Below are 18,506 nucleotides of genomic sequence, written 5' to 3' on the forward strand. Positions count from 1 at the left end.
GATGCGGCGGCGGGTGATAGGCACGGGCAGGCTTCAGGGCCGGGACAGGAGGTAAGGCATCACCGCCTATATGGGCGGTGCTGTGGGAAAAGGAACCCGTCGCCGGAAGGGTAATATTTTCAATGCCTTGCCTTCTCAAGCCTGCCTCGGCGCACTAACTTTCCTTGACTTTCGGGCGCCGGCGGCGTTTAACCCGCGCACTTTCTCGGAAAGGCTTTCTTTTCGACCCGCCCACTGGCCCTGGAGGCCAGAGGCCAACGCCCGACAGCGCTGTGCGCCCTCGGGCGTAAAGGTGTTTGGAAGATCGCTTCCTGGCAGTTTGCCAAGGAACGAGAGCAAGGTCATCCCCCGCGAAGGCGGGGGGATCCAGTATTCCAGAGGCAACTCGGCTCGAACCGAGGCGCCGCGGCGTACTGGATGCCCCGGTCAAGCCGGGGCATGACAGGGGTGAATGCGGCAACCCTGCGCGAGCAGGACAAGGGACAACGGCATTGTTCGACAATCTGTCGGAACGGCTTGGCGGCATCCTCGATCGTCTGACGGGGCGCGGTGCGCTGACCGAAAAGGACGTCGACGCCGCGATGCGCGAGGTGCGCCGCGCGCTGCTGGAAGCCGACGTTGCGCTCGAGGTCGTGCGCAGCTTCACCGAACGGGTCCGCGAGCAGGCGATCGGCGCCACCGTCGTCAAGTCGGTGACGCCCGGCCAGATGGTGGTCAAGATCGTCCACGACGAGCTGATCAACACGCTCGGCGCCGAGAGCCAGACCATCGACGTGAATTCCGTGCCGCCGGTGCCGATCATGATGGTCGGCCTGCAAGGTTCCGGTAAGACGACGACCACCGCAAAGCTCGCCCGCCGTCTCGTCCAGCGCGACAAGCGCAAGGTGCTGATGGCCTCGCTCGACGTCTACCGCCCGGCGGCGATGGAGCAGCTTGCCGTGCTCGGCCGCGATCTCGACATTCCGACGCTTCCGATCGTCGCGGGACAGCAGCCGCCTCAAATCGCCAAGCGCGCGCTCGAAGCCGGCAAGCTCGGCGGCTACGACATCGTGCTGCTCGACACCGCCGGCCGCACCACGCTCGACGAAGAGATGATGGCGGAGGCAGCAGCCATCAAGGCTGCCGCGAATCCGCATGAAGTGCTGCTGGTCGCGGATAGCCTCACCGGCCAGGACGCCGTCAACCTCGCCCGCGCCTTCGACGAGCGCGTCGGCCTCACCGGGATCGTCTTGACCCGCGTGGACGGCGATGGCCGCGGCGGCGCGGCGCTGTCGATGCGCGCGGTCACCGGCAAGCCGATCAAGCTGCTGGGCACCGGTGAAAAGACCGACGCGCTGGAGGATTTCCACCCCGACCGTATCGCCGGCCGCATCCTCGGCATGGGCGACGTGGTGTCGCTGGTCGAGCGGGCCGCCGCCAACATCGATGCGGAGAAGGCCGCGCGCACCGCCGAGCGGATGCGCAAGGGGCAGTTCGATCTCAACGACATGCGCGAGCAGTTGTTGCAGATGGCCAATATGGGCGGCATCAGCGGCTTGATGGGCATGATGCCCGGCATCGCCAAGATGAAGAACCAGATCGCGGCCGCCGGCATCGACGACAAGATTTTGAAGCGTCAGGTCGCGGTGATCGATTCCATGACGCGCGACGAGCGGCGTCATCCCGACGTGCTCAAGGCCAGCCGCAAGAAGCGCATCGCCGCCGGCTCCGGCCAGAGCGTCGAGCAGGTCAACAAGCTGCTCAAGATGCATCGGAACATGGCCGACGTGATGAAGGCCATGGGCTCGGGCAAGCGCGGCCCGCTCGCCGGCATCGCCCAGGCGATGGGCTTCGGCGGCGGCATGAAGCCGCCTTCGCCGGAAGAGATGAAGGCATTGCAGGACAAGATGCAGGGTGGTGGCGGTGGCCTTCCGAACCTGCCGAAGGATTTGCCGGCCGGCCTGCGTCAGGGTCTTCCGAACGTTCCAGGGCTCACCGGGCTGAGCGGCAAGCCGTTGCTGCCAGGCCTTGGTGGCTTCCCGGGCAAGAAGAAATGAGGAATTCGTCGCAACGGATCGCAAGCATCCGGCGTGACGCGGAATACCAATCAACTGAACAAAACGTACTTTGAAGGAGAAACCGAATGTCAGTCGTTATCCGCCTCGCACGCGCAGGCACCAAGAAGCGCCCCGTCTATCACGTCGTCGTCGCCGATTCGCGCTTCCCCCGCGACGGCCGTTTCATCGAGCGCCTCGGCCATTTCAACCCGCTGCTGCCGAAGGACAACGAGACCCGGCTGAAGCTCGACATGGACAAGGTGAAGGCCTGGCTCGCCAAGGGCGCGCAGCCGTCGGACCGCGTGATGCGCTTCCTCGATGCCGCCGGCGTCAAGAAGCGCGAGACGCGCAGCAACCCGCAGAAGGCCGTGCCGCGCAAGGAGCGCAAGGCGCAGGCCGAAGCCGCTGCGAAGGGCTAAGGCCAACCCATGTCGGCGCTGATCTGCGTCGCGCGGATCGGCGCCGCGCATGGTGTGCGCGGCGCGGTCAAATTGTGGACCTTCACCGAAGATCCCTTGGCCGTGCGGCGCTATGGGCCGCTTGTCTCCAAGGACGGCAAGCGCCAGTTCGAGGTCGCGCAGGCGCGTGAGGCCAAGGATCATCTGGTCGCGACGTTCAAGGGCGTCACGACCCGCGATGAGGCCGAACGGCTCAACGGCATCGAGCTCTACGTCGCGCGCGAAAAACTGCCGGCGACCGACGAGGACGAATATTACCACACCGACCTGATCGGGCTCGCCGCCGTCACCATGACCGGCGAAGCGCTCGGCCGCGTGCTCGCGATCCATAATTTCGGCGCCGGCGACATCATCGAGATAGCGCCGCCGAAGGGCACGACGATGCTGCTGCCGTTTACCAACGCGGTGGTGCCCGAGGTCGATCTCAATAGCGGACGCGTCGTGATCGCGCTGCCGCAGGAGATCGAGGGCGATGACGACGAACAGCCGTAGTCGGGTTCAGTCCATCCGCCGTCCCTGCTGCTCCAGCCAATCGCAGAACACCGCGCGGTGCGGATCGTCGCTGCGCCCTTCCGGGAAGTAGGCGAAGTAGCTTCGGGCCGGCAGGCTGATCTTCGGAAACGGCGTCACCAGACGCCCGGCCGCGAGATCATCGGCGATCAGGGCCGTCGGCCCCATTGCCACGCCGAGACCGTCGAGCGCGGCCTGGATGGTCAGATAGAAATGATCGAACGTCAGCGACGCCGCAGGCTCCAGCGACGGCTGGCCTGCGTCGGTCAGCCAGTCCCGCCACAGGCGCGGCGTCGAGGTGACATGCAACAGCGTGTGCCGCGATAGATCCGTGATCTCCGCCAGAGGCAATTGCGCAAGCAGGGACGGGTTGCAGACCGGCAGCCTGCGCTCCGACAACAGGACGCGCGACGCGAAGCCGTGGAAGCTGTCCGGGCCGCCGCGGATCACCACGTCGAAAAGCTCAGGCAACGCATCCACCGGATCGTTCGACGTCGACAGGCGCACCTCGATGTCGGGATGCTCGGCGCGAAACCTGCTCATGCGCGGCAGCAGCCAGCGCAGGCTGAACGTCGCCAGCGCATTGACGCGCAACACGGCCGCCGGTGGATCCCCGCGCCGCGCCCGATGCTGCTGCACGGCGGCCGATATCCGATCGAGTGCGGGGCCGAACTCCGCCAGGAGCGCCGCGCCGGCCGGCGTCAGCACCACCCGCCGGACCGATCGCCGGAATAGCGTCGGTGCACCGAGCCATTCTTCGAGGAGGCGGACCTGTTGGCTGACCGCACCATGGGTCACGGCAAGCTCGACGGCCGCCTCCTTGAAGCTGCCGAGCCGGGCGGCCGCCTCGAAGGCACGGACCGCATTCAGGGGAGGCAGGCTGCGACGCGGGACGGACATGAGCGCTCTGTCAGAATTTCTAACGCATGGTCCAATTATTACTGGTTTGTGACAGAACCATAAAACATCTCATAATGCGCTCCAAGGCATTCGCACGGCTTCCCTTTCCAGATCCGCGGGCGCGATATCGTGGCAATCTCGTCTTCAGCTTTACTGTCACTAGCTCGATCCGCCCTGCTCTTCGCGGGAGGCGCCTATGGCTGAATCCGGATCGCAGGACCGGAGCCGGGCGGCCCGCACACTTGCGGCGACGGGCGTCAACCACGCCCTCCACGATGGCTATACCGACCTGATCTACGTGCTGCTGCCGCTCTGGCAGACCGAGTTTGCCCTGAGCTACGGGCTGCTGGCGGTGATGCGCGGGCTTTATTCCGGCGCCATGGCCGGGCTGCAAATCCCCGTCGGCCGTCTCGCCGAGCGGATCGATGGGAAGATCATTCTGGCGATCGGCACCCTGGTGGCGGCGCTCGGTTATGTCTGCGCCGGGCTGTCCGGCGGGGTGGTGGCATTGGGCCTCGCGCTCGCACTTTCCGGCGCCGGGTCGAGCACGCAGCACCCGATCGCTTCGACGGCGGTGGCGCGCGCCTATGGCCAGGCGGCGCGGGGACCGCTCGGCATCTACAATTTCACCGGCGATCTCGGAAAGGCAGCCATCCCCGCACTGACCGCGTTGCTGCTGGTGGTGATGTCGTGGCGGCACGCCCTGCTTCTGCTGGCGCTGGCAGGACTGCTCGTCGCGGCCGGCCTCGCCCTGCTGATGCCGGCGGTTGGCAAGGGGCCCGCCAGCCAATCGAAAGGCCCATCGCAAGGCACGCACGCCGGCCGCGGCGGCTTCCACTGGTTGCTCGCGATCGGAATTTTGGACACCGCCGTCAGGATGGGTTTTCTCACATTCCTGCCCTTTCTGCTGCGTGACAAGGGCGCATCGCTGCCGACCAACGGCTTCGCGCTCGCGCTGGTCTTCATCGGAGGGGCGGCCGGCAAGTTCACTTGCGGCTGGCTCGGCGCGCGCATCGGCACGCTGCGCACGGTGCTGCTCACCGAAGGCGGAACGGCGCTGCTAATCATGGCCGTGCTGGCATTGCCGCTCACGTCGGCCATCATTGCGCTGCCGCTGCTCGGCGTGATGCTCAACGGCACGTCCTCCGTCCTCTATGGGACGGTCCCCGAACTTGCACCGCGTGATCGCACCGAACGCGCCTTCGCGCTGTTCTACACGGGGACGATTGGCTCGGGCGCGATCGCGCCCGTGCTCTATGGCCTGCTCGGCGATGTCCTCGGCCCGGCCATGGCGACCGCGGCGACCGCCGCCACCGCACTTGTCATCTGCCCGCTGGCGCTGATGCTGGCATCGCACCTGTCCGAGGAGCCCGGCGGGCATTGCTCCAACGCCTGAGGAGCGCTCTGCTTGCGCGAGGCCTCGACCTGTCGGCTGCAATGGCATAACCAGCGGCCATGACCACCTCCTCACCCTGGCGCGCGACCGTGCTGACGCTGTTTCCGGAGATGTTTCCGGGACCGCTCGGCGTGAGCCTGGCCGGGCGGGCGCTGGCGTCCGGGCTTTGGGAGCTGGAGGCGCGAGACATCCGGGCCTCCGCGACCGACCGCCACCGCAGCGTCGACGACACCCCGGCCGGTGGCGGCCCGGGCATGGTGCTGCGGGCGGATATTCTGGCCGCCGCGATCGACACGGCCGGGATCGGCCCGGAACGGCCGAAACTCCTGATGAGCCCGCGCGGTCGGCCATTGACCCAGACCCGGGTTGCAGAGCTTGCCCAGGGCCCCGGCCCCCTTATCGTCTGCGGGCGGTTCGAAGGGGTCGACCAGCGGGTGATTGACGCCCGTGGCCTGGAGGAGGTCTCGATCGGCGACTACGTGCTGTCCGGGGGCGAAATCGCAGGCATGGCGCTCATTGATGCCTGTGTCCGGCTGCTGCCGGGGGTCATGGGCAAAGAGGCCTCGGGAACCGAGGAGAGCTTCTCCGACGGGCTGCTGGAATACCCCCAATACACCCGCCCGCAGACCTTCGAGGGGGTTCCGATCCCCCAGATCCTGACCTCCGGCGATCACGCTAAGGTCGCGGCGTGGCGGCGGGCGGAATCCGAGGCTCTGACGGCGGCCCGGCGGCCGGATCTGTGGACGAAGGCCCCGAATCGGGCGGCCGGCCAAAAAACGCCAAAAAGCACGACAGACGGGTGACAAACGTTCCGGCTTGCCTTATAGCAGCGGCCAAATCCGCAATGGCTGGATAGACGAATTTTGCGCAGCCCCCGTTTCCAAGGCTGGGCGCGCCGATGGAGATTACCCATGAACCTGATCAAGCAGCTCGAACAAGAGCAATTCGACAAGCTCTCCGCCGGCAAGGACATTCCGGAATTCGGGCCCGGCGACACCTTGATCGTCAACGTGAAGGTCGTCGAAGGCGATCGTACCCGCGTTCAGGCCTATGAAGGCGTCTGCATCGGTCGTTCCGGCGGAGGCCTCAACGAGAGCTTCACTGTCCGCAAGATCTCCTATGGCGAGGGCGTCGAGCGCGTGTTCCCGGTGATGTCGCCGATGATCGACTCGATCAAGGTGGTGCGCCGCGGCAAGGTGCGTCGCGCCAAGCTCTATTACCTCCGCAATCTCCGCGGCAAGTCGGCCCGCATCGTCGAGAAGAAGCAGGACCGCCCCACCGCCGTCAACGAGTAGTCTCGAAGACAGGCGAGTTTCGAAGAGCGCGGGGCCAAACCCCGCGCTTTTTTGTTGCGTCAGCCGTGCGCGTCAAAGCCCTCGCGATTCCAGTTCGGCCTGCTATATATTCTTGGAATGTTTCCAGATCTGACCAGCTTCGGACCCGTCAAGCGCATCGTCATCGACGATCGCTCGCGGCTGCCTGGCCGGTTCTTCGGACGCTTCGCGACCTCGGCAACGTCAGAGCTTAGTTCCGCAGCTTAAACGCTGCGCCGAAGACGACTTTGTTGCCCCGCGCGTAACCGCGCATATCCGCTGCACAACATTCCCGGAGCTGACGCTCATGTCCAAGCCGACCACATTGTACGACAAGATCTGGAACGACCATCTGGTGCACGAAGCCGAGGACGGCACCTGCCTGCTCTATATCGATCGCCATCTGGTGCACGAGGTGACCTCACCGCAAGCGTTCGAGGGTCTGCGCGCCACCGGGCGCAAGGTCCACGCCCCCGAGAAGACACTCGCCGTCGTCGATCACAACGTGCCGACCACCGACCGCAGCAAGCCGAATCCGGATCCGGAGAGCATCGAGCAGATCAAGGCGCTGGCTGATAATGCCAAGGAATTCGGTATCGAATATTACGACGAGTTCGACAAGCGCCAGGGCGTCGTCCACGTCATCGGCCCCGAGCAAGGCTTTACGCTGCCCGGCACCACCATCGTCTGCGGCGACAGCCACACCTCGACGCATGGCGCGTTCGGCGCGCTCGCGCACGGCATCGGCACGAGCGAGGTCGAGCACGTGCTGGCGACGCAGACGCTGATCCAGAAGAAGGCGAAGAACATGCGCGTCACGGTCGACGGCAAATTGCCGGAGGGCGTGACGGGCAAGGACATCATCCTGGCCATCATCGGCGAGATCGGCACCGCCGGCGGTACCGGCTACGTGCTGGAATACGCCGGCGATGCCATCCGCGCGCTGTCGATGGAAGGCCGCATGACGGTCTGCAACATGTCGATCGAAGGCGGCGCGCGCGCCGGACTGGTTGCGCCCGACCAGAAGGCCTACGACTTCCTGCGTGATCGTCCCAAGGCGCCGAAGGGCGCCGCCTGGGACGCGGCGATGCGCTACTGGGAGAAACTGCGCTCCGATAAGGGCGCGCATTTCGACCACGAGCTGCGGCTGGATGCTGCAAAGCTGCCGCCGATCGTGACCTGGGGCACGAGCCCTGAGGACGTCATCTCGGTGACGGGCATCGTGCCTGATCCCGACAAGATCGCGGACGAGGCCAAGCGTCTCTCGAAGCACCGCGCGCTGAAATATATGGGCCTGACCGCGGGCACGAAGATCACCGACATCAAGCTCGATCGCATCTTCATCGGCTCCTGCACCAACGGCCGCATCGAGGATCTGCGCGCCGCCGCCAAGATCGCGGAAGGCAAGCAGGTCTCGGCGCATGTCAACGCCATGGTCGTGCCGGGCTCCGGCCTCGTGAAGGAGCAGGCCGAGGCTGAGGGTCTGGACAAGATCTTCATCACGGCCGGCTTCGAATGGCGCGAGCCGGGCTGCTCGATGTGCCTCGCCATGAACCCGGACAAGCTGAAGCCGGAAGAGCGCTGCGCCTCGACTTCGAACCGCAATTTCGAAGGCCGCCAGGGCTTCAAGGGCCGCACCCATCTGGTGTCGCCGGCAATGGCGGCGGCGGCCGCGATCGCGGGTCACTTCGTCGACGTGCGGGAGTGGCGCTGAGCCGCTCCCTGCAATTTGAACTAAAGCGGCAAACGGCTGTTAATCGGCATTGCCGACACTGCGTCCTCGCGACGGATACGCGAGGACGCGCGCCATGGCCAACAAGCCTGAATATGTCGATCTGATCGGCGAGGCGACCCGCCAGCACCGGCGTCGCGCAACGCCGCTGCGCATTGTCGCCAGGCCGGAGGTCGAGGAGACCTCACGGCTCAGCCGCTGGCCGCCGGCGATGTTCAAGCAGTGGAAGCTCGAGAACCTGATGCGGTGGAAGGCCGCGTCGTGGAAGCTGAAGGATTAGCTGTAGCCACGCACGTCATTCCGGGGCGAAGCAAAGCATCGAACCCGGAATCTCGAGATTCCGGGTCTGGCGCTGATGCGCCATCCCGGAATGACGGTGCGATCGGCATGACGCTTTACGAATAGACCTCGGCAGCGCGGCTCAAATTACCAATAGCGGTACGGATGGTGCCAGCGATGCCAGCGGCAGATGCGGCGCGGACCGTAATAGGTCCAGATGACCCGGCAGCGGCGCGGATAGCTGTAATAGGGATAGTAGCCGCCGTAGTACCGCCGGTGGAAGTGACGATAGCCGTAATGGGGACGGTGAAAACCGCCATAGCGATGGAAGCCGCCATAGCGATAGCCGCCAACGTGGCCGTGATAGACGGGCGCGGCGCGGATGCCGCCGATATGGCCGCCATGGAAACCGCCGCCGCGGATGCCGCCGAAATGCGCCCCGCCACCATGGAAGCCGCCGCCACCGCGAAAACCGCCGCCGCCATGGAAGCCACCTCCGCCATGTCCACCACCCCCGCCACCGTGCCGAACTTGCGTGATCATGTCGTCGGCGACGGGCTTCGCCGCCGGCAACGCTGTCGGATTGATTGGAGTCATCGCCTCGGCGCGATGCGCAGTCCCCGCCGACAGCATCAGCGTTGTGACGGCCGCAACCCCGAGCAGGCGGATCAAGCGCACGCCTGTCCTGGGATCAACAATCCTCAGCATAGAGTTCTCCATGAATTTGGACAGCGAGGTTGCGACGCCGCATCTCGGCTCGCCGTCGCTGTTCATTTGCGGTCGCTCCCGACATTAAATTAGGGATAGCGACGTGAACGCGTCATGAATGAAGGACATTCCGCGCATCACGCTGCTGCTTCACCACCACGGTCCGAAGCCGAACACGAAGGGCGCGGGCACGCGGTAGGGATAAGGCCGGTAGTAAACAGGTCGCGCATAGTAGTGCGGCTCGTAGGGGATAGAGCGGCGCGCACCGTCGTGGTGTCGATGCTGGCGCCCTGCGCCGATATCCATCGCTGACGTCTGTTGCTTCGTTGCACTCTTGGCCGCCGCAGCCGGCAAGCCGGCCATGATTGCCAGAACAACGGCAACTCCGATCCATCTCGTCATAACGACCTCCGCCCTCAGCATGCGGGCTTCGTGAGGCCGTTCGCAAGTTAAAACAGGCCCGGGATCCGGGCCTGTTCCTATCAACGCCGCCGCTTCACCAACGACGGTGATGCCAACGGTGTCCACGCCAGTGAGGACGACGCCAGTGATGGCGATGCCAGCGCACCTCGGTCGTTGGTTTGGCCTCATCCTGCACCGATTGCGCGGCACCCGGATTGATCAGCGACACCGCCTGCGCGCGCTCGACCGGCGCGGCGAGGACGAACAACGCTCCGGTGGCCGCAAGGCCCAAGACTTTCGCAAGGCCCAAGACTTTCAAAGACTGCATTTGGTTGGATCTCCTGACATCGTTCCTGCGGTGCGCGCACTGACCAGACGTTGCGACACGGGGACGACGCTAGAGTCCACCGCCTGAATCGCGTATGAATGAACGCGCCGCCGACGTGAATGCGAAAGACAGGCGGCAAGTTCCAAAATGCCGGCGCAACATTTCACGCGCCACCAACAACCAGCCGTCCACGACGCACGTACCTTCTGGTCGAGCGAATACGGGAGATGGTCATGGCACGTTTTCACGGACTGCGGATATCTCGCCTCGCGATCGCGGCGAGCGTCGCCCTCGGCGCGAGCACGGCGCTTGCCGCGCAGGGACCCGGCGTCGAGGCCGGCGCGGCAAGCCCGCTCACACAATCCGTGATGGCGATTCTGGTCTATGGCGCGTCCGCGCTGATCGTCGGCGCCGGATTGATCGGCGCGCTACGCGGACATTGAGGCGCGATCGTCGCGCTTGAGATTCTTGATTGAGCATGATCTTGTCGGAAAACCGGACGCCACTTTTCCGGATCATGCTGCCGTCAGCCCCGGCGCCAGTAGCAGCTCATATGCGGCACGATCACCGTGCCGCTGGGCCTATATTCCTGCACATAGGTCGCGTTGCACTCGCGGACCGCATCGGGGCCCGGATTGTAGCGCGGATAGACGCCGTCCGGAGTGTAGTAGGGCGTGACGCGCAGCCGGGCGGGCGGCCGCTTGCGCGGCGGCGGGCCGTCGGGCGAGGCGGCCTGGGCCAATCGGACTTCGGGACCGGCCGTCTGGGCTTCGGCGCTACCGCAAAATTGCGAAAACAACCCCATGCAAAGTAGAATCAGTACCGCTGTTCCCGCCCGCATCGTACCACCCACCTGAAACGTCCCCATCAAGGTGCCGTACGCTCCCCGTTTTGGCGGCGCCCGTCAACCTCGCCGCGCTTATAAAGCCGGATGCATCGGCGGGAAACCCGCGCTAAGAGAAGCGCATGTGGACGGAATTGAAAGCGCCCTCGCTGGCCGAGATGGAAGCGACGGCGCACGACATCTTCGAGCGCCTGCCGGCGCAATTTCGCAGCCTCTGCGAGGGCGTGATCATCCGTGTCGATGACTTCCCGACCGAGGAGGTCCTGGACGAGATGGAATGCGAGAGCGAGTTCGACCTGCTCGGCCTGTTCCAGGGCGTCGGCCTGCCGCAGCAGAGTTTTGGCGACGTGGCGCGGCTGCCAAACATGGTCTGGCTCTACCGCCGGCCGATCCTGGACTATTGGGCCGAGCACGACGAGAACCTCGGCCATATCGTCCGCCATGTGCTGATCCACGAGATCGGCCACCATTTCGGCCTCTCGGACGACGATATGGCCGCAATTGAGGCTCAGGCAGACTAGATCTGCCGAATTCGGCCTAGGATTCGGGCCCCGATCGCGATAAATACACGTTCCCCTGAACCCACCCCGGGAAGCGCAACCATGGACAAGTTCACCACGCTGGAAGGCGTCGCGGCGCCGCTGAAGATCATCAATGTCGACACCGACATGATCATTCCGAAGCAGTACCTCAAGACCATCAAGCGCACCGGCCTTGGCAAGGGGCTTTTCTCCGAGCAGCGTTACAAGGACGACGGCAGCGAGAACCCGGATTTCGTGCTGAACCAGCCCGCCTATCGCAACTCGAAGGTGCTGGTGGCCGGCGACAATTTCGGCTGCGGCTCGAGCCGCGAGCATGCGCCCTGGGCGCTGCTCGACTTCGGCATCCGCTGCGTGATCTCGACCTCGTTCGGCGACATCTTCTATAACAACTGCTTCAAGAACGGCATCCTGCCGATCCGTGTCTCGCAGGAAGACCTCGACAAGCTGTTCGACGACGCCGAGCGCGGCGCCAATGCGACGCTGACGATCGACCTGCCGAACCAGGAGATCCGCGGTCCCGACGGCGGCAAGGTCAAGTTCGAGATCGACCCGTTCCGCAAGCACTGCCTGATCAACGGCCTCGACGACATCGGACTGACGATGGAGAAGAAGTCCTCGATCGACACCTACGAGGAGAAGCTCAAGAGCGAACGCGCCTGGGCCTGAGATCGACTTCCCGTTTGAGCCCCGGCGTCATCAGCGCCGGGGCTTTTTCTTTGCCCTGATTATCCCTTATAGCTTCCGCGTATGCTGCCCGACATCGTCACCTTCTGGCATGGCCCGATGGACGCACTGCGCCAGACCTGTCTGCGCTCGCAGCTCGCGGCTGGCCACAAGGTCACGGTCTATAGCTTCGACACCATTCCCGGCCTGCCCGCGGGCGTCGGCAATGCGGACGCCGAAGCGATTCTGCCGCATTCTTTCTCCGAACGGCTGCGGCCGCCGCAGCCGGACGGGAGCTGGCGCGACTGGACCACGCTTCAGTTCAGCGACTTCTTCCGCATGAAGCTGATGGCGAAGGGGTTGGGCCTCTGGCTCGATGCCGACGTGCTGCTCTTGAAGTCCGCCGAGATCGATCCGGCAAAACCCTACTTTGCCTGGGAGCGGCCGCGGCAGCTCGGCAATTCCGTGATCTATCTTCCGCCGGAGCACGGCATCGTTGCCGCCTTCGAGGAGTTGATGGAGCAGGGGGAGCTGACGCCCAACTGGCTGTCGCTGCGCCATCGCATCACGTTTGCGATGCGCCGCCTGCGTGGCGGCTCGAATCGCCTCTCGGATATTCGCATCGCGATCTTCGGGCCGGCAGCGCTGACCGCACTCGCGCGCCGCACCGGGGAGTTGAGCTGCGCGTTGCCGAAGCAGTCGTTTTACGCCGTGCATGCCGAGCCAAAACTGTTCTTCGAACCGTCGAGCTATCTCGGCCTCGTCACCGATCCCGGCATCATCGGCCTGCACATCTCGCCCAAGGGACGCGGCGGCGAGAAGCCGATCCCGGGCAGCCTGTATGCGTGGGCGGCGGAGCGGTTCGCGTAACTCCCTCTTATGTCCCGGACGCGCTGCAGCGTGCTTGGCGTCACTGCGCAGAGCCGCATCCGGGACACGAGATCAGACCTCGCCTTCGCCGTTAGACTAGAAGGAAGTGTTGCAACATGAGGACCAGCATTTTCCGTTCATCTCATTGCTAGACGTCGACAATAACCAACATCAACTTAAATCGTTGAGCTTGACGAAATTCGTTTTCATCATCATATTTTGGGAATGACCCCGGAACAGTGTCGAGCCGCGCGAGCATGGCTAAATTGGCCTCAGGACGCGCTTGCAAAGAACGCGAACGTCGGCGTTTCGACGGTGAGAGACTTTGAGGCAGGACGGCGGGAGCCGACGCGGAATAATTTAACGGCAATGCGAGTTGCGCTGGAGGAAGGGGGCGTTTCATTCTTTGAGGACTTCAAGGAAAACGGCATCAAGGTCCTCCGGCGCTGAAAGCTGTTCTTCGAGGCGTCGAGCTATCTCGGCCTCGTCACCGACCCCGACATCATCACCCTGCACATTTCGCCAAAATGCCGCGGCGGCGAGAAGCCGATTCAGGGCAGCCTGTATGCGTGGGCGGTGGAGCGGACGCGCGTCTGCACCATTGCGCTCTATTCCGCTCCAATTTCGCGTTTCGAATGGAGCTTCACAAGAGCACCGCAAGCGGCGCCCTATCCCGTGGTCCAGGATCTCGTCGAGTCCTTCCGCCTGCTTAAGCACCGCGGCGAGATGAACGAAATGCGGCGGCTCGACCCTTCCGGCGGACCGTCGTCCAGATCTAGATCGCTCCGTTTCGCGCACAAGCATCGCGCTGGGCAAATCCCTTCACGAGCTTTCTACACGCACGATAACGCTCTTCCATGCTTGCTCCGCCGGCATTGCTCAGAGCGCTCGGTTTGGCCGCGCTCTCTTTTTTGACCGCATGAGGTCGCGAAGTTTTCTCGCGCCTGGTCGATGGTTCGACATCCTCAGGGACTGGCACAAGCTGCCAGACCGGACGAAGCTCGATGCTCGCAGTCTCGGACGAATTCTCCTTTTTGAAGGAGGACAGGGCGAGGACATTCTTGTCTAGCCTGACGCTAACTGGCGTTCCGCCGATGGAGAATTTGTCGTTCACAATATACTCTGCGAACGGTCTGTATCCCGCCACATCCTTCATCCACGATAGTTTCGTTGGCGGCCCCCAGAGGTAGAACCCTTTGGCCAAGCCCGTAGCGGAGACCTCCGTGATAATCACCATGGCGTAGCGACCCTTGCCATTGGACCATCCCCGCTTGTTGGACCACACGCCGACAAATTTGGAATCGGCATTGAGAGTGTCGTTCTGATCGGGCGAGACGGTGAAGCTCGGCAGTTCGAGTTGCTGAGCTGCTGCGATGACAGAAATTTTTTGGTTATCTTCCGGCGTAAATGGATTTCGGACGACGCGCTTGACATCAGTGCCCGGGCGCCCGCTCGCATCCGATTTGGGAGGGGCGGCCGGAGTCGATAGTGCCGCGACTTCGTTCGCCTTGAGACCTTTGATCCGCTGGCGAGCTTCCGCAACATGGTTGCTGCGGGGATATCTTTCCAGAAATTCCTCATAGAAGCCTGCCACCGTCGACGTCTGGATGGCCAGCCAAAACTTCTCGTCTTCCGCGAGGGTTGGAGGCGCCGGGATCAACGCGACTGGCGCCTGACCGGCAACGGCAGGAGCTTTTAGGTAAATCTCTTCCTTCGACAAGGAGCCGTACACGAAAGGCTGCTGTTCGCGCTTGGTTGCCGTCATCACGTCGTCACGAACCCGCCGAAAGAGAAACGATATTTCCAGACCTGGCGTTTCGATGTGGCGAAGAAGCGACGCCGTAAAGGGGCTATTCCGACCGTCGCCATCGCTTGCTGTAGTGCCGTCCCGTGCGGCATATGCGATCAGAACATTGTCGGAAGGTTCCGTCGGCGCGAGCCCACGAGCTACGGCCCGGGTGCTCACCGAGCGCTTCATCTTCGCGGCAAAAGGGTTGTTGCGGCACGCGTCCAGTATTATGAGGCCTAACTTTCGTGCCTTCGAAACTTGAAGGCTCACCGAGCGCAGACTAATGGCCTCGCTTTCGATGTCGACATCGCTGCGCAGCTCCGCACTGATTGGAATCAGCCAATTCTCGCCACCGACTTCCATGCCGTGCCCGGCGTAAAAAACGACGGCTATGTCAGCCTCTTCGGCAGATCGGCCGAACCCGACGACGGCCTTCCTCATCTCTTGCGCGGTCGCGTTCTTGACTTGAGTGACCTTGAAATCCAGCCGCTCCAGCGCGCGACCGATGTCGGCCGCATCGCGAGTCGGATTCGGCAACTCGGGCACCTTCTCGTAGGCGCCGTTGCCGATGACAAGAGCGACCCGGACCTGCTGCGCGATCGCCGGCTGGGAGAACCAAAGTAGCGTGACGAGAAAGATTGCTGCCCGAAAGATCTGCATCAAATGATTGCCCGGCTCAAATATCGGCCGCGAGGGTAGCACCCCTGTTCACCACGGCAACGGGTAAAGCTGCAAATTGTGGGCTTCGAGGGAAGTCTACGCATAGGCGGTGGAGAGGTTCACAGTAATGCGCTGCCGAGCCGGGACCCAGCACTGCGGCGAGATGGGTCCCGGCTCAGCGGAGCGGCACTTCGCGCCGCACCGCGTCCGGGACACGAAAGCTGTATTTGATCCAGCGCAACGCGCATCTGCACCGGTGTGCTCTATTCGGCTCCAGCTGGATGAGCCCAATGGAGCTTCGCATGAGCGCTGCGAACAGACCCTATCCCGTGGTTCAGGACCTCATCGAATCCTTTGCGAGCTGGCTGAAGCATCGCCGCGAGCTGAACGAGTTGCGGCAGCTCGATCGCGCCGATTTCGACCGGATCGCGAACGATCTCAGGATCGCGCCCGACGACCTGGAGGAACTGGTCCGTCACGGCCGGCACGCCGCCGACGAGCTGCCAAAAATGCTGGCGCAGCGCGGCATCAGCGCGGAAGGGTTAGGCCGTGCACAGCCGCTGCTGCTGCGCGACATGGAGCGGGTCTGCTCGCTGTGCCATCACAAGGGACAATGCGACCGCGACCTCGCCGGCGGTACCGCGGCGGAGAACCGCCATGGCTACTGTGCCAATGCGTCGACGCTGGAATCGCTAGGCCGCGCCGACCTCGCACCGCGCTGACGCGCAGCGCCTTGAAACGGAGGCTATCCGTTCAACATTGACAAGACGACGTGCGCGAGATCAGCAGGACGTTCCACCAATTGATCTGCGCCAGCCGCTTCGAGCTCATCCCGGCTGCCATATCCCCAGAGCACGCCGAGGCCGCGCATCTTGACCGCGTGGGCTCCGACGATGTCGTGCCGGCGATCCCCGACCATGAGACTGTGCGAAGCACGGGTATTCTGTGCAGACAGGATATGGGCAAGCAACTCAGGCTTGTGATCCAGCGCGCCGCCCGGCACCGAGCCGTGGATGCCGTCGAAGTATGTCGCGAAATTTAGGTTCTCGAGGATTCGTCGCGCAAAGATTTCGCGCTTCGATGTGGCCAGGTAGATTTGCAGTCCCGCTTCCCGCATCTCCTCAAGCGCGCCGCGGATTCCGGGATAGGGCTCGCTCCCGAGCAGACCGCTTGCGCCGTAGTGCTGACGATAGGCGGCCACGGCTTCATCGATCCGGTCGTCTCCTTGCGTCGCCAGCAATGCGTGCAACACATCTTCGAGCGGTGGTCCGATAAAGCGCTCTATATCGAGTGCTTCGCCGGGATCGTGTCCGAGTGCACGCAGTGCGGCCAGGCAGCTTGCGGCAATGCCCGGCTGCGAATCGACCAGCGTTCCGTCGAGATCCAGGAGTACGGATCGCGACGGAGACACTCCTTAACCCTTGCCCATCGCGGCGATCGCGTCCGCGATTTCGATCGTCCGCCGCGCCATGTCGGCGTGCAGCCGCTCCACCATCGCGCCGTCGAGCCGGATCGCACCGCGCGAGACGTTCTCCGGCAGTTCGAAGGCCGCGATGATCTTTCGCGCGCGGGCGACTTCCTCCTCCGGCGGCGTGAAGATCGCGTTACAGGCCTCAATCTGCGACGGATGGATCAGCGTCTTGCCGTCGAAACCGAGATCGCGGCCCTGCGCACATTCGGTGGCGAAGCCGTCCGAATTGGCGATGTCGCTGTAGGGCCCGTCGAGAATTTCGAGGCCATGGGCGCGCGTCGCCAGGATGCAGTGGATGATGATCGGGATCATCGCGGCGCGGCCGGGCAGCATCTTGATTCGAGTCTCCCGCGAGATGTCGTTCGGGCCGAACACGAAGCCTGAGAGGCGCGTCTTCGGATCCCGTCCGGCGGCGGACAGTTCTTCGGCATGCAGCACCGCGCGCGCTGTCTCGATCATGGCCCAGACTTTCACCGTCGGCGCCGCGCCGAGCTCGGCCAGCCTGCGGCCGATCGTGTCGAGGTCCTCAACGCTCGACACCTTTGGAACCAGGATGCCGTCCGGCGAAGCTTTTGCGGCCATCGCGAAATCATCGGCCCACCAGGGCGTGTCGAGGCCGTTGGTCCGGATCAAAATCTCGCGCTTGCCGAACCCCTTGGCCGCGATCGCGGCAGCGATCTGGTCGCGCGCGACCGCCTTGGCGTCGGGCGCAACGGAATCTTCAAGATCCAGGATCAGGCCGTCCGCCGGCAAATTCTGCGCCTTTTCCAGCGCGCGGGGGTTGGAGCCGGGCATGAATAGATGGCTGCGGCGCGGGCGGGTCATGGCAAGCATTCCTTCCGGTTTCCTCGAGCATCTTTCTCGACCTGAGCCGATAGCACCTGGCCTGCCTGTTCGAAAGGCTTGTTCGCTCGATCGGTATATGATTAGGCATAGCCATGATCACGTTCCCTCAGCAATTGCTGGAAGGCTATCGGGCCTTCGCGACCCAGCGGCTGCCGACTGAGCAGACCCGTTACCGTGACTTATCGGTGAAAGGGCAGTCGCCCAAAGTGATGGTGATCGGCTGCTGCGACTCCCGCGTATCGCCGGAGGTCATCTTCGACGCCGGCCCCGGCGAGCTGTTCGTGATGCGCAATGTCGCCAACCTCGTGCCGGTCTATCAGCCCGACGGCGGCGCACACGGCGTCTCGGCCGCGCTGGAATATGCGGTGAGCGTTTTGCGCATCGAGCATATCGTGGTGCTCGGGCACGCGCAGTGCGGCGGCATCCGCGCCTTCGTCGACAAGACCGCGCCGTTGTCGGAAGGCGATTTCATCGGTCGCTGGATGCAGATGTTCATCAAGCCCGGCGAGGTGGTCGAGCAGCGCGGCCACGAGTCGATGCAGGATTTCGTGGTGCGCATCGAGAAGGCTGCAGTGTTCCGCAGCCTGGAAAACCTGATGACCTTTCCGTTCGTGCAGCAGGCGGTCGATGCCGGCCAGATGCAGCTCCACGGCGCCTATTTCGGCGTCGCGGAGGGATCGCTGTTCGTGCTGGATCAGGTTGCGAAGGAATTCAAGAGGGCGAATGGCGAATAGCGAGTGGCGAATGATCTACTCGCTA

23 protein-coding genes are annotated in these 18,506 nt (G+C 63.8%); 15 read left to right on the plus strand and 8 right to left on the minus strand.

Features of this window, described 5'->3' with window-relative positions; all coding sequences use genetic code 11:
• Positions 1-491 precede the first annotated feature (491 nt).
• The 3 genes from ffh to rimM all read left to right on the plus strand — a co-directional run bounded on the left by ffh (position 492) and on the right by rimM (position 2,986).
• Complete coding sequence (ffh, locus tag IVB18_RS00535; RefSeq protein WP_247987404.1) at positions 492-2,036, plus strand: signal recognition particle protein; 1,545 nt, start codon at positions 492-494, stop codon at positions 2,034-2,036.
• An 86-nt stretch (positions 2,037-2,122) separates the two neighbouring features.
• Positions 2,123-2,455 (plus strand): 30S ribosomal protein S16, encoded by a 333-nt coding sequence (gene rpsP / locus IVB18_RS00540; RefSeq protein ID WP_247987405.1) that lies wholly within the window; start codon positions 2,123-2,125, stop codon positions 2,453-2,455.
• A 9-nt stretch (positions 2,456-2,464) separates the two neighbouring features.
• Positions 2,465-2,986, plus strand: coding sequence for a ribosome maturation factor RimM (gene rimM / locus IVB18_RS00545; RefSeq protein ID WP_247987406.1), 522 nt, complete (start codon positions 2,465-2,467; stop codon positions 2,984-2,986).
• Positions 2,987-2,992: 6 nt separating this feature from the next.
• Here the strand turns inward: rimM and IVB18_RS00550 are convergent, their stop codons facing one another.
• Positions 2,993-3,904 carry a LysR substrate-binding domain-containing protein gene (locus tag IVB18_RS00550; RefSeq protein WP_247987407.1) on the minus strand — a complete coding sequence of 304 codons (912 nt, stop codon included), beginning with the start codon at positions 3,902-3,904 and terminating at the stop codon, positions 2,993-2,995.
• A 196-nt stretch (positions 3,905-4,100) separates the two neighbouring features.
• Between IVB18_RS00550 and IVB18_RS00555 the strand changes: the two genes are divergently transcribed.
• The 5 genes from IVB18_RS00555 (at position 4,101) to IVB18_RS00575 (ending at position 8,625) form a co-directional block, all read left to right on the plus strand.
• Positions 4,101-5,300 carry an MFS transporter gene (locus tag IVB18_RS00555; protein WP_247987408.1) on the plus strand — a complete coding sequence of 400 codons (1,200 nt, stop codon included), beginning with the start codon at positions 4,101-4,103 and terminating at the stop codon, positions 5,298-5,300.
• 59 nt (positions 5,301-5,359) lie between these two features.
• Positions 5,360-6,103 (plus strand): tRNA (guanosine(37)-N1)-methyltransferase TrmD, encoded by a 744-nt coding sequence (gene trmD, locus IVB18_RS00560; RefSeq protein ID WP_247987409.1) that lies wholly within the window; start codon positions 5,360-5,362, stop codon positions 6,101-6,103.
• Positions 6,104-6,211: 108 nt separating this feature from the next.
• Positions 6,212-6,595 (plus strand): 50S ribosomal protein L19, encoded by a 384-nt coding sequence (gene rplS, locus IVB18_RS00565; RefSeq protein WP_247987410.1) that lies wholly within the window; start codon positions 6,212-6,214, stop codon positions 6,593-6,595.
• A 325-nt stretch (positions 6,596-6,920) separates the two neighbouring features.
• Positions 6,921-8,327 carry a 3-isopropylmalate dehydratase large subunit gene (gene leuC, locus IVB18_RS00570; protein ID WP_247987411.1) on the plus strand — a complete coding sequence of 469 codons (1,407 nt, stop codon included), beginning with the start codon at positions 6,921-6,923 and terminating at the stop codon, positions 8,325-8,327.
• Between the two features lie 94 nt (positions 8,328-8,421).
• Complete coding sequence (locus tag IVB18_RS00575) at positions 8,422-8,625, plus strand: hypothetical protein (RefSeq protein ID WP_247987412.1); 204 nt, start codon at positions 8,422-8,424, stop codon at positions 8,623-8,625.
• Between the two features lie 146 nt (positions 8,626-8,771).
• Here the strand turns inward: IVB18_RS00575 and IVB18_RS00580 are convergent, their stop codons facing one another.
• The 3 genes from IVB18_RS00580 to IVB18_RS00590 form a co-directional block, all read right to left on the minus strand.
• Complete coding sequence (locus tag IVB18_RS00580) at positions 8,772-9,332, minus strand: hypothetical protein (protein ID WP_247987413.1); 561 nt, start codon at positions 9,330-9,332, stop codon at positions 8,772-8,774.
• Between the two features lie 150 nt (positions 9,333-9,482).
• Positions 9,483-9,734, minus strand: coding sequence for a hypothetical protein (locus tag IVB18_RS00585; RefSeq protein ID WP_247987414.1), 252 nt, complete (start codon positions 9,732-9,734; stop codon positions 9,483-9,485).
• A 94-nt stretch (positions 9,735-9,828) separates the two neighbouring features.
• Positions 9,829-10,062: a hypothetical protein gene (locus IVB18_RS00590; protein WP_247987415.1), complete on the minus strand. Its 234-nt coding sequence runs from the start codon at positions 10,060-10,062 to the stop codon at positions 9,829-9,831.
• A gap of 233 nt (positions 10,063-10,295) precedes the next feature.
• Here IVB18_RS00590 and IVB18_RS00595 point away from each other — a divergent pair, with 233 nt between their 5' ends.
• Positions 10,296-10,505: a hypothetical protein gene (locus IVB18_RS00595; RefSeq protein WP_247987416.1), complete on the plus strand. Its 210-nt coding sequence runs from the start codon at positions 10,296-10,298 to the stop codon at positions 10,503-10,505.
• 83 nt (positions 10,506-10,588) lie between these two features.
• Here IVB18_RS00595 and IVB18_RS00600 read toward each other — a convergent pair whose 3' ends face one another.
• Complete coding sequence (locus IVB18_RS00600; protein WP_247987417.1) at positions 10,589-10,867, minus strand: hypothetical protein; 279 nt, start codon at positions 10,865-10,867, stop codon at positions 10,589-10,591.
• A 161-nt stretch (positions 10,868-11,028) separates the two neighbouring features.
• On the opposite strand from IVB18_RS00600, the gene IVB18_RS00605 reads away from it, so the two are divergent.
• The 4 genes from IVB18_RS00605 to IVB18_RS00620 all read left to right on the plus strand — a co-directional run bounded on the left by IVB18_RS00605 (position 11,029) and on the right by IVB18_RS00620 (position 13,431).
• The gene (locus IVB18_RS00605; RefSeq protein ID WP_247987418.1) at positions 11,029-11,427 is read left to right on the plus strand and encodes a metallopeptidase family protein; all 399 of its coding nucleotides are present in this window, start codon (positions 11,029-11,031) and stop codon (positions 11,425-11,427) included.
• Positions 11,428-11,508: 81 nt separating this feature from the next.
• Complete coding sequence (gene leuD, locus IVB18_RS00610; protein WP_247987419.1) at positions 11,509-12,114, plus strand: 3-isopropylmalate dehydratase small subunit; 606 nt, start codon at positions 11,509-11,511, stop codon at positions 12,112-12,114.
• Positions 12,115-12,195: 81 nt separating this feature from the next.
• On the plus strand, positions 12,196-12,981 hold the full coding sequence (locus IVB18_RS00615; RefSeq protein WP_247987420.1) for a hypothetical protein: 786 nt from the start codon (positions 12,196-12,198) through the stop codon (positions 12,979-12,981).
• Between the two features lie 225 nt (positions 12,982-13,206).
• Positions 13,207-13,431, plus strand: coding sequence for a helix-turn-helix transcriptional regulator (locus IVB18_RS00620; protein ID WP_247987421.1), 225 nt, complete (start codon positions 13,207-13,209; stop codon positions 13,429-13,431).
• 325 nt (positions 13,432-13,756) lie between these two features.
• Here IVB18_RS00620 and IVB18_RS00625 read toward each other — a convergent pair whose 3' ends face one another.
• Complete coding sequence (locus IVB18_RS00625; RefSeq protein ID WP_247987422.1) at positions 13,757-15,430, minus strand: caspase family protein; 1,674 nt, start codon at positions 15,428-15,430, stop codon at positions 13,757-13,759.
• Positions 15,431-15,732: 302 nt separating this feature from the next.
• Between IVB18_RS00625 and IVB18_RS00630 the strand changes: the two genes are divergently transcribed.
• Positions 15,733-16,152, plus strand: a complete 420-nt coding sequence (locus IVB18_RS00630; RefSeq protein WP_247987423.1) for a hypothetical protein — start codon at positions 15,733-15,735, stop codon at positions 16,150-16,152.
• A 23-nt stretch (positions 16,153-16,175) separates the two neighbouring features.
• On the opposite strand, the gene IVB18_RS00635 is transcribed toward IVB18_RS00630, so the two are convergent.
• Complete coding sequence (locus IVB18_RS00635; protein WP_247987424.1) at positions 16,176-16,841, minus strand: HAD hydrolase-like protein; 666 nt, start codon at positions 16,839-16,841, stop codon at positions 16,176-16,178.
• 3 nt (positions 16,842-16,844) lie between these two features.
• Positions 16,845-17,726: a CoA ester lyase gene (locus IVB18_RS00640; RefSeq protein ID WP_247987425.1), complete on the minus strand. Its 882-nt coding sequence runs from the start codon at positions 17,724-17,726 to the stop codon at positions 16,845-16,847.
• A 113-nt stretch (positions 17,727-17,839) separates the two neighbouring features.
• On the opposite strand from IVB18_RS00640, the gene IVB18_RS00645 reads away from it, so the two are divergent.
• Complete coding sequence (locus IVB18_RS00645) at positions 17,840-18,481, plus strand: carbonic anhydrase (protein ID WP_247987426.1); 642 nt, start codon at positions 17,840-17,842, stop codon at positions 18,479-18,481.
• Positions 18,482-18,506 lie beyond the last annotated feature (25 nt).

The sequence above is a fragment of the Bradyrhizobium sp. 186 genome, assembly GCF_023101685.1.
Lineage (GTDB): Bacteria > Pseudomonadota > Alphaproteobacteria > Rhizobiales > Xanthobacteraceae > Bradyrhizobium.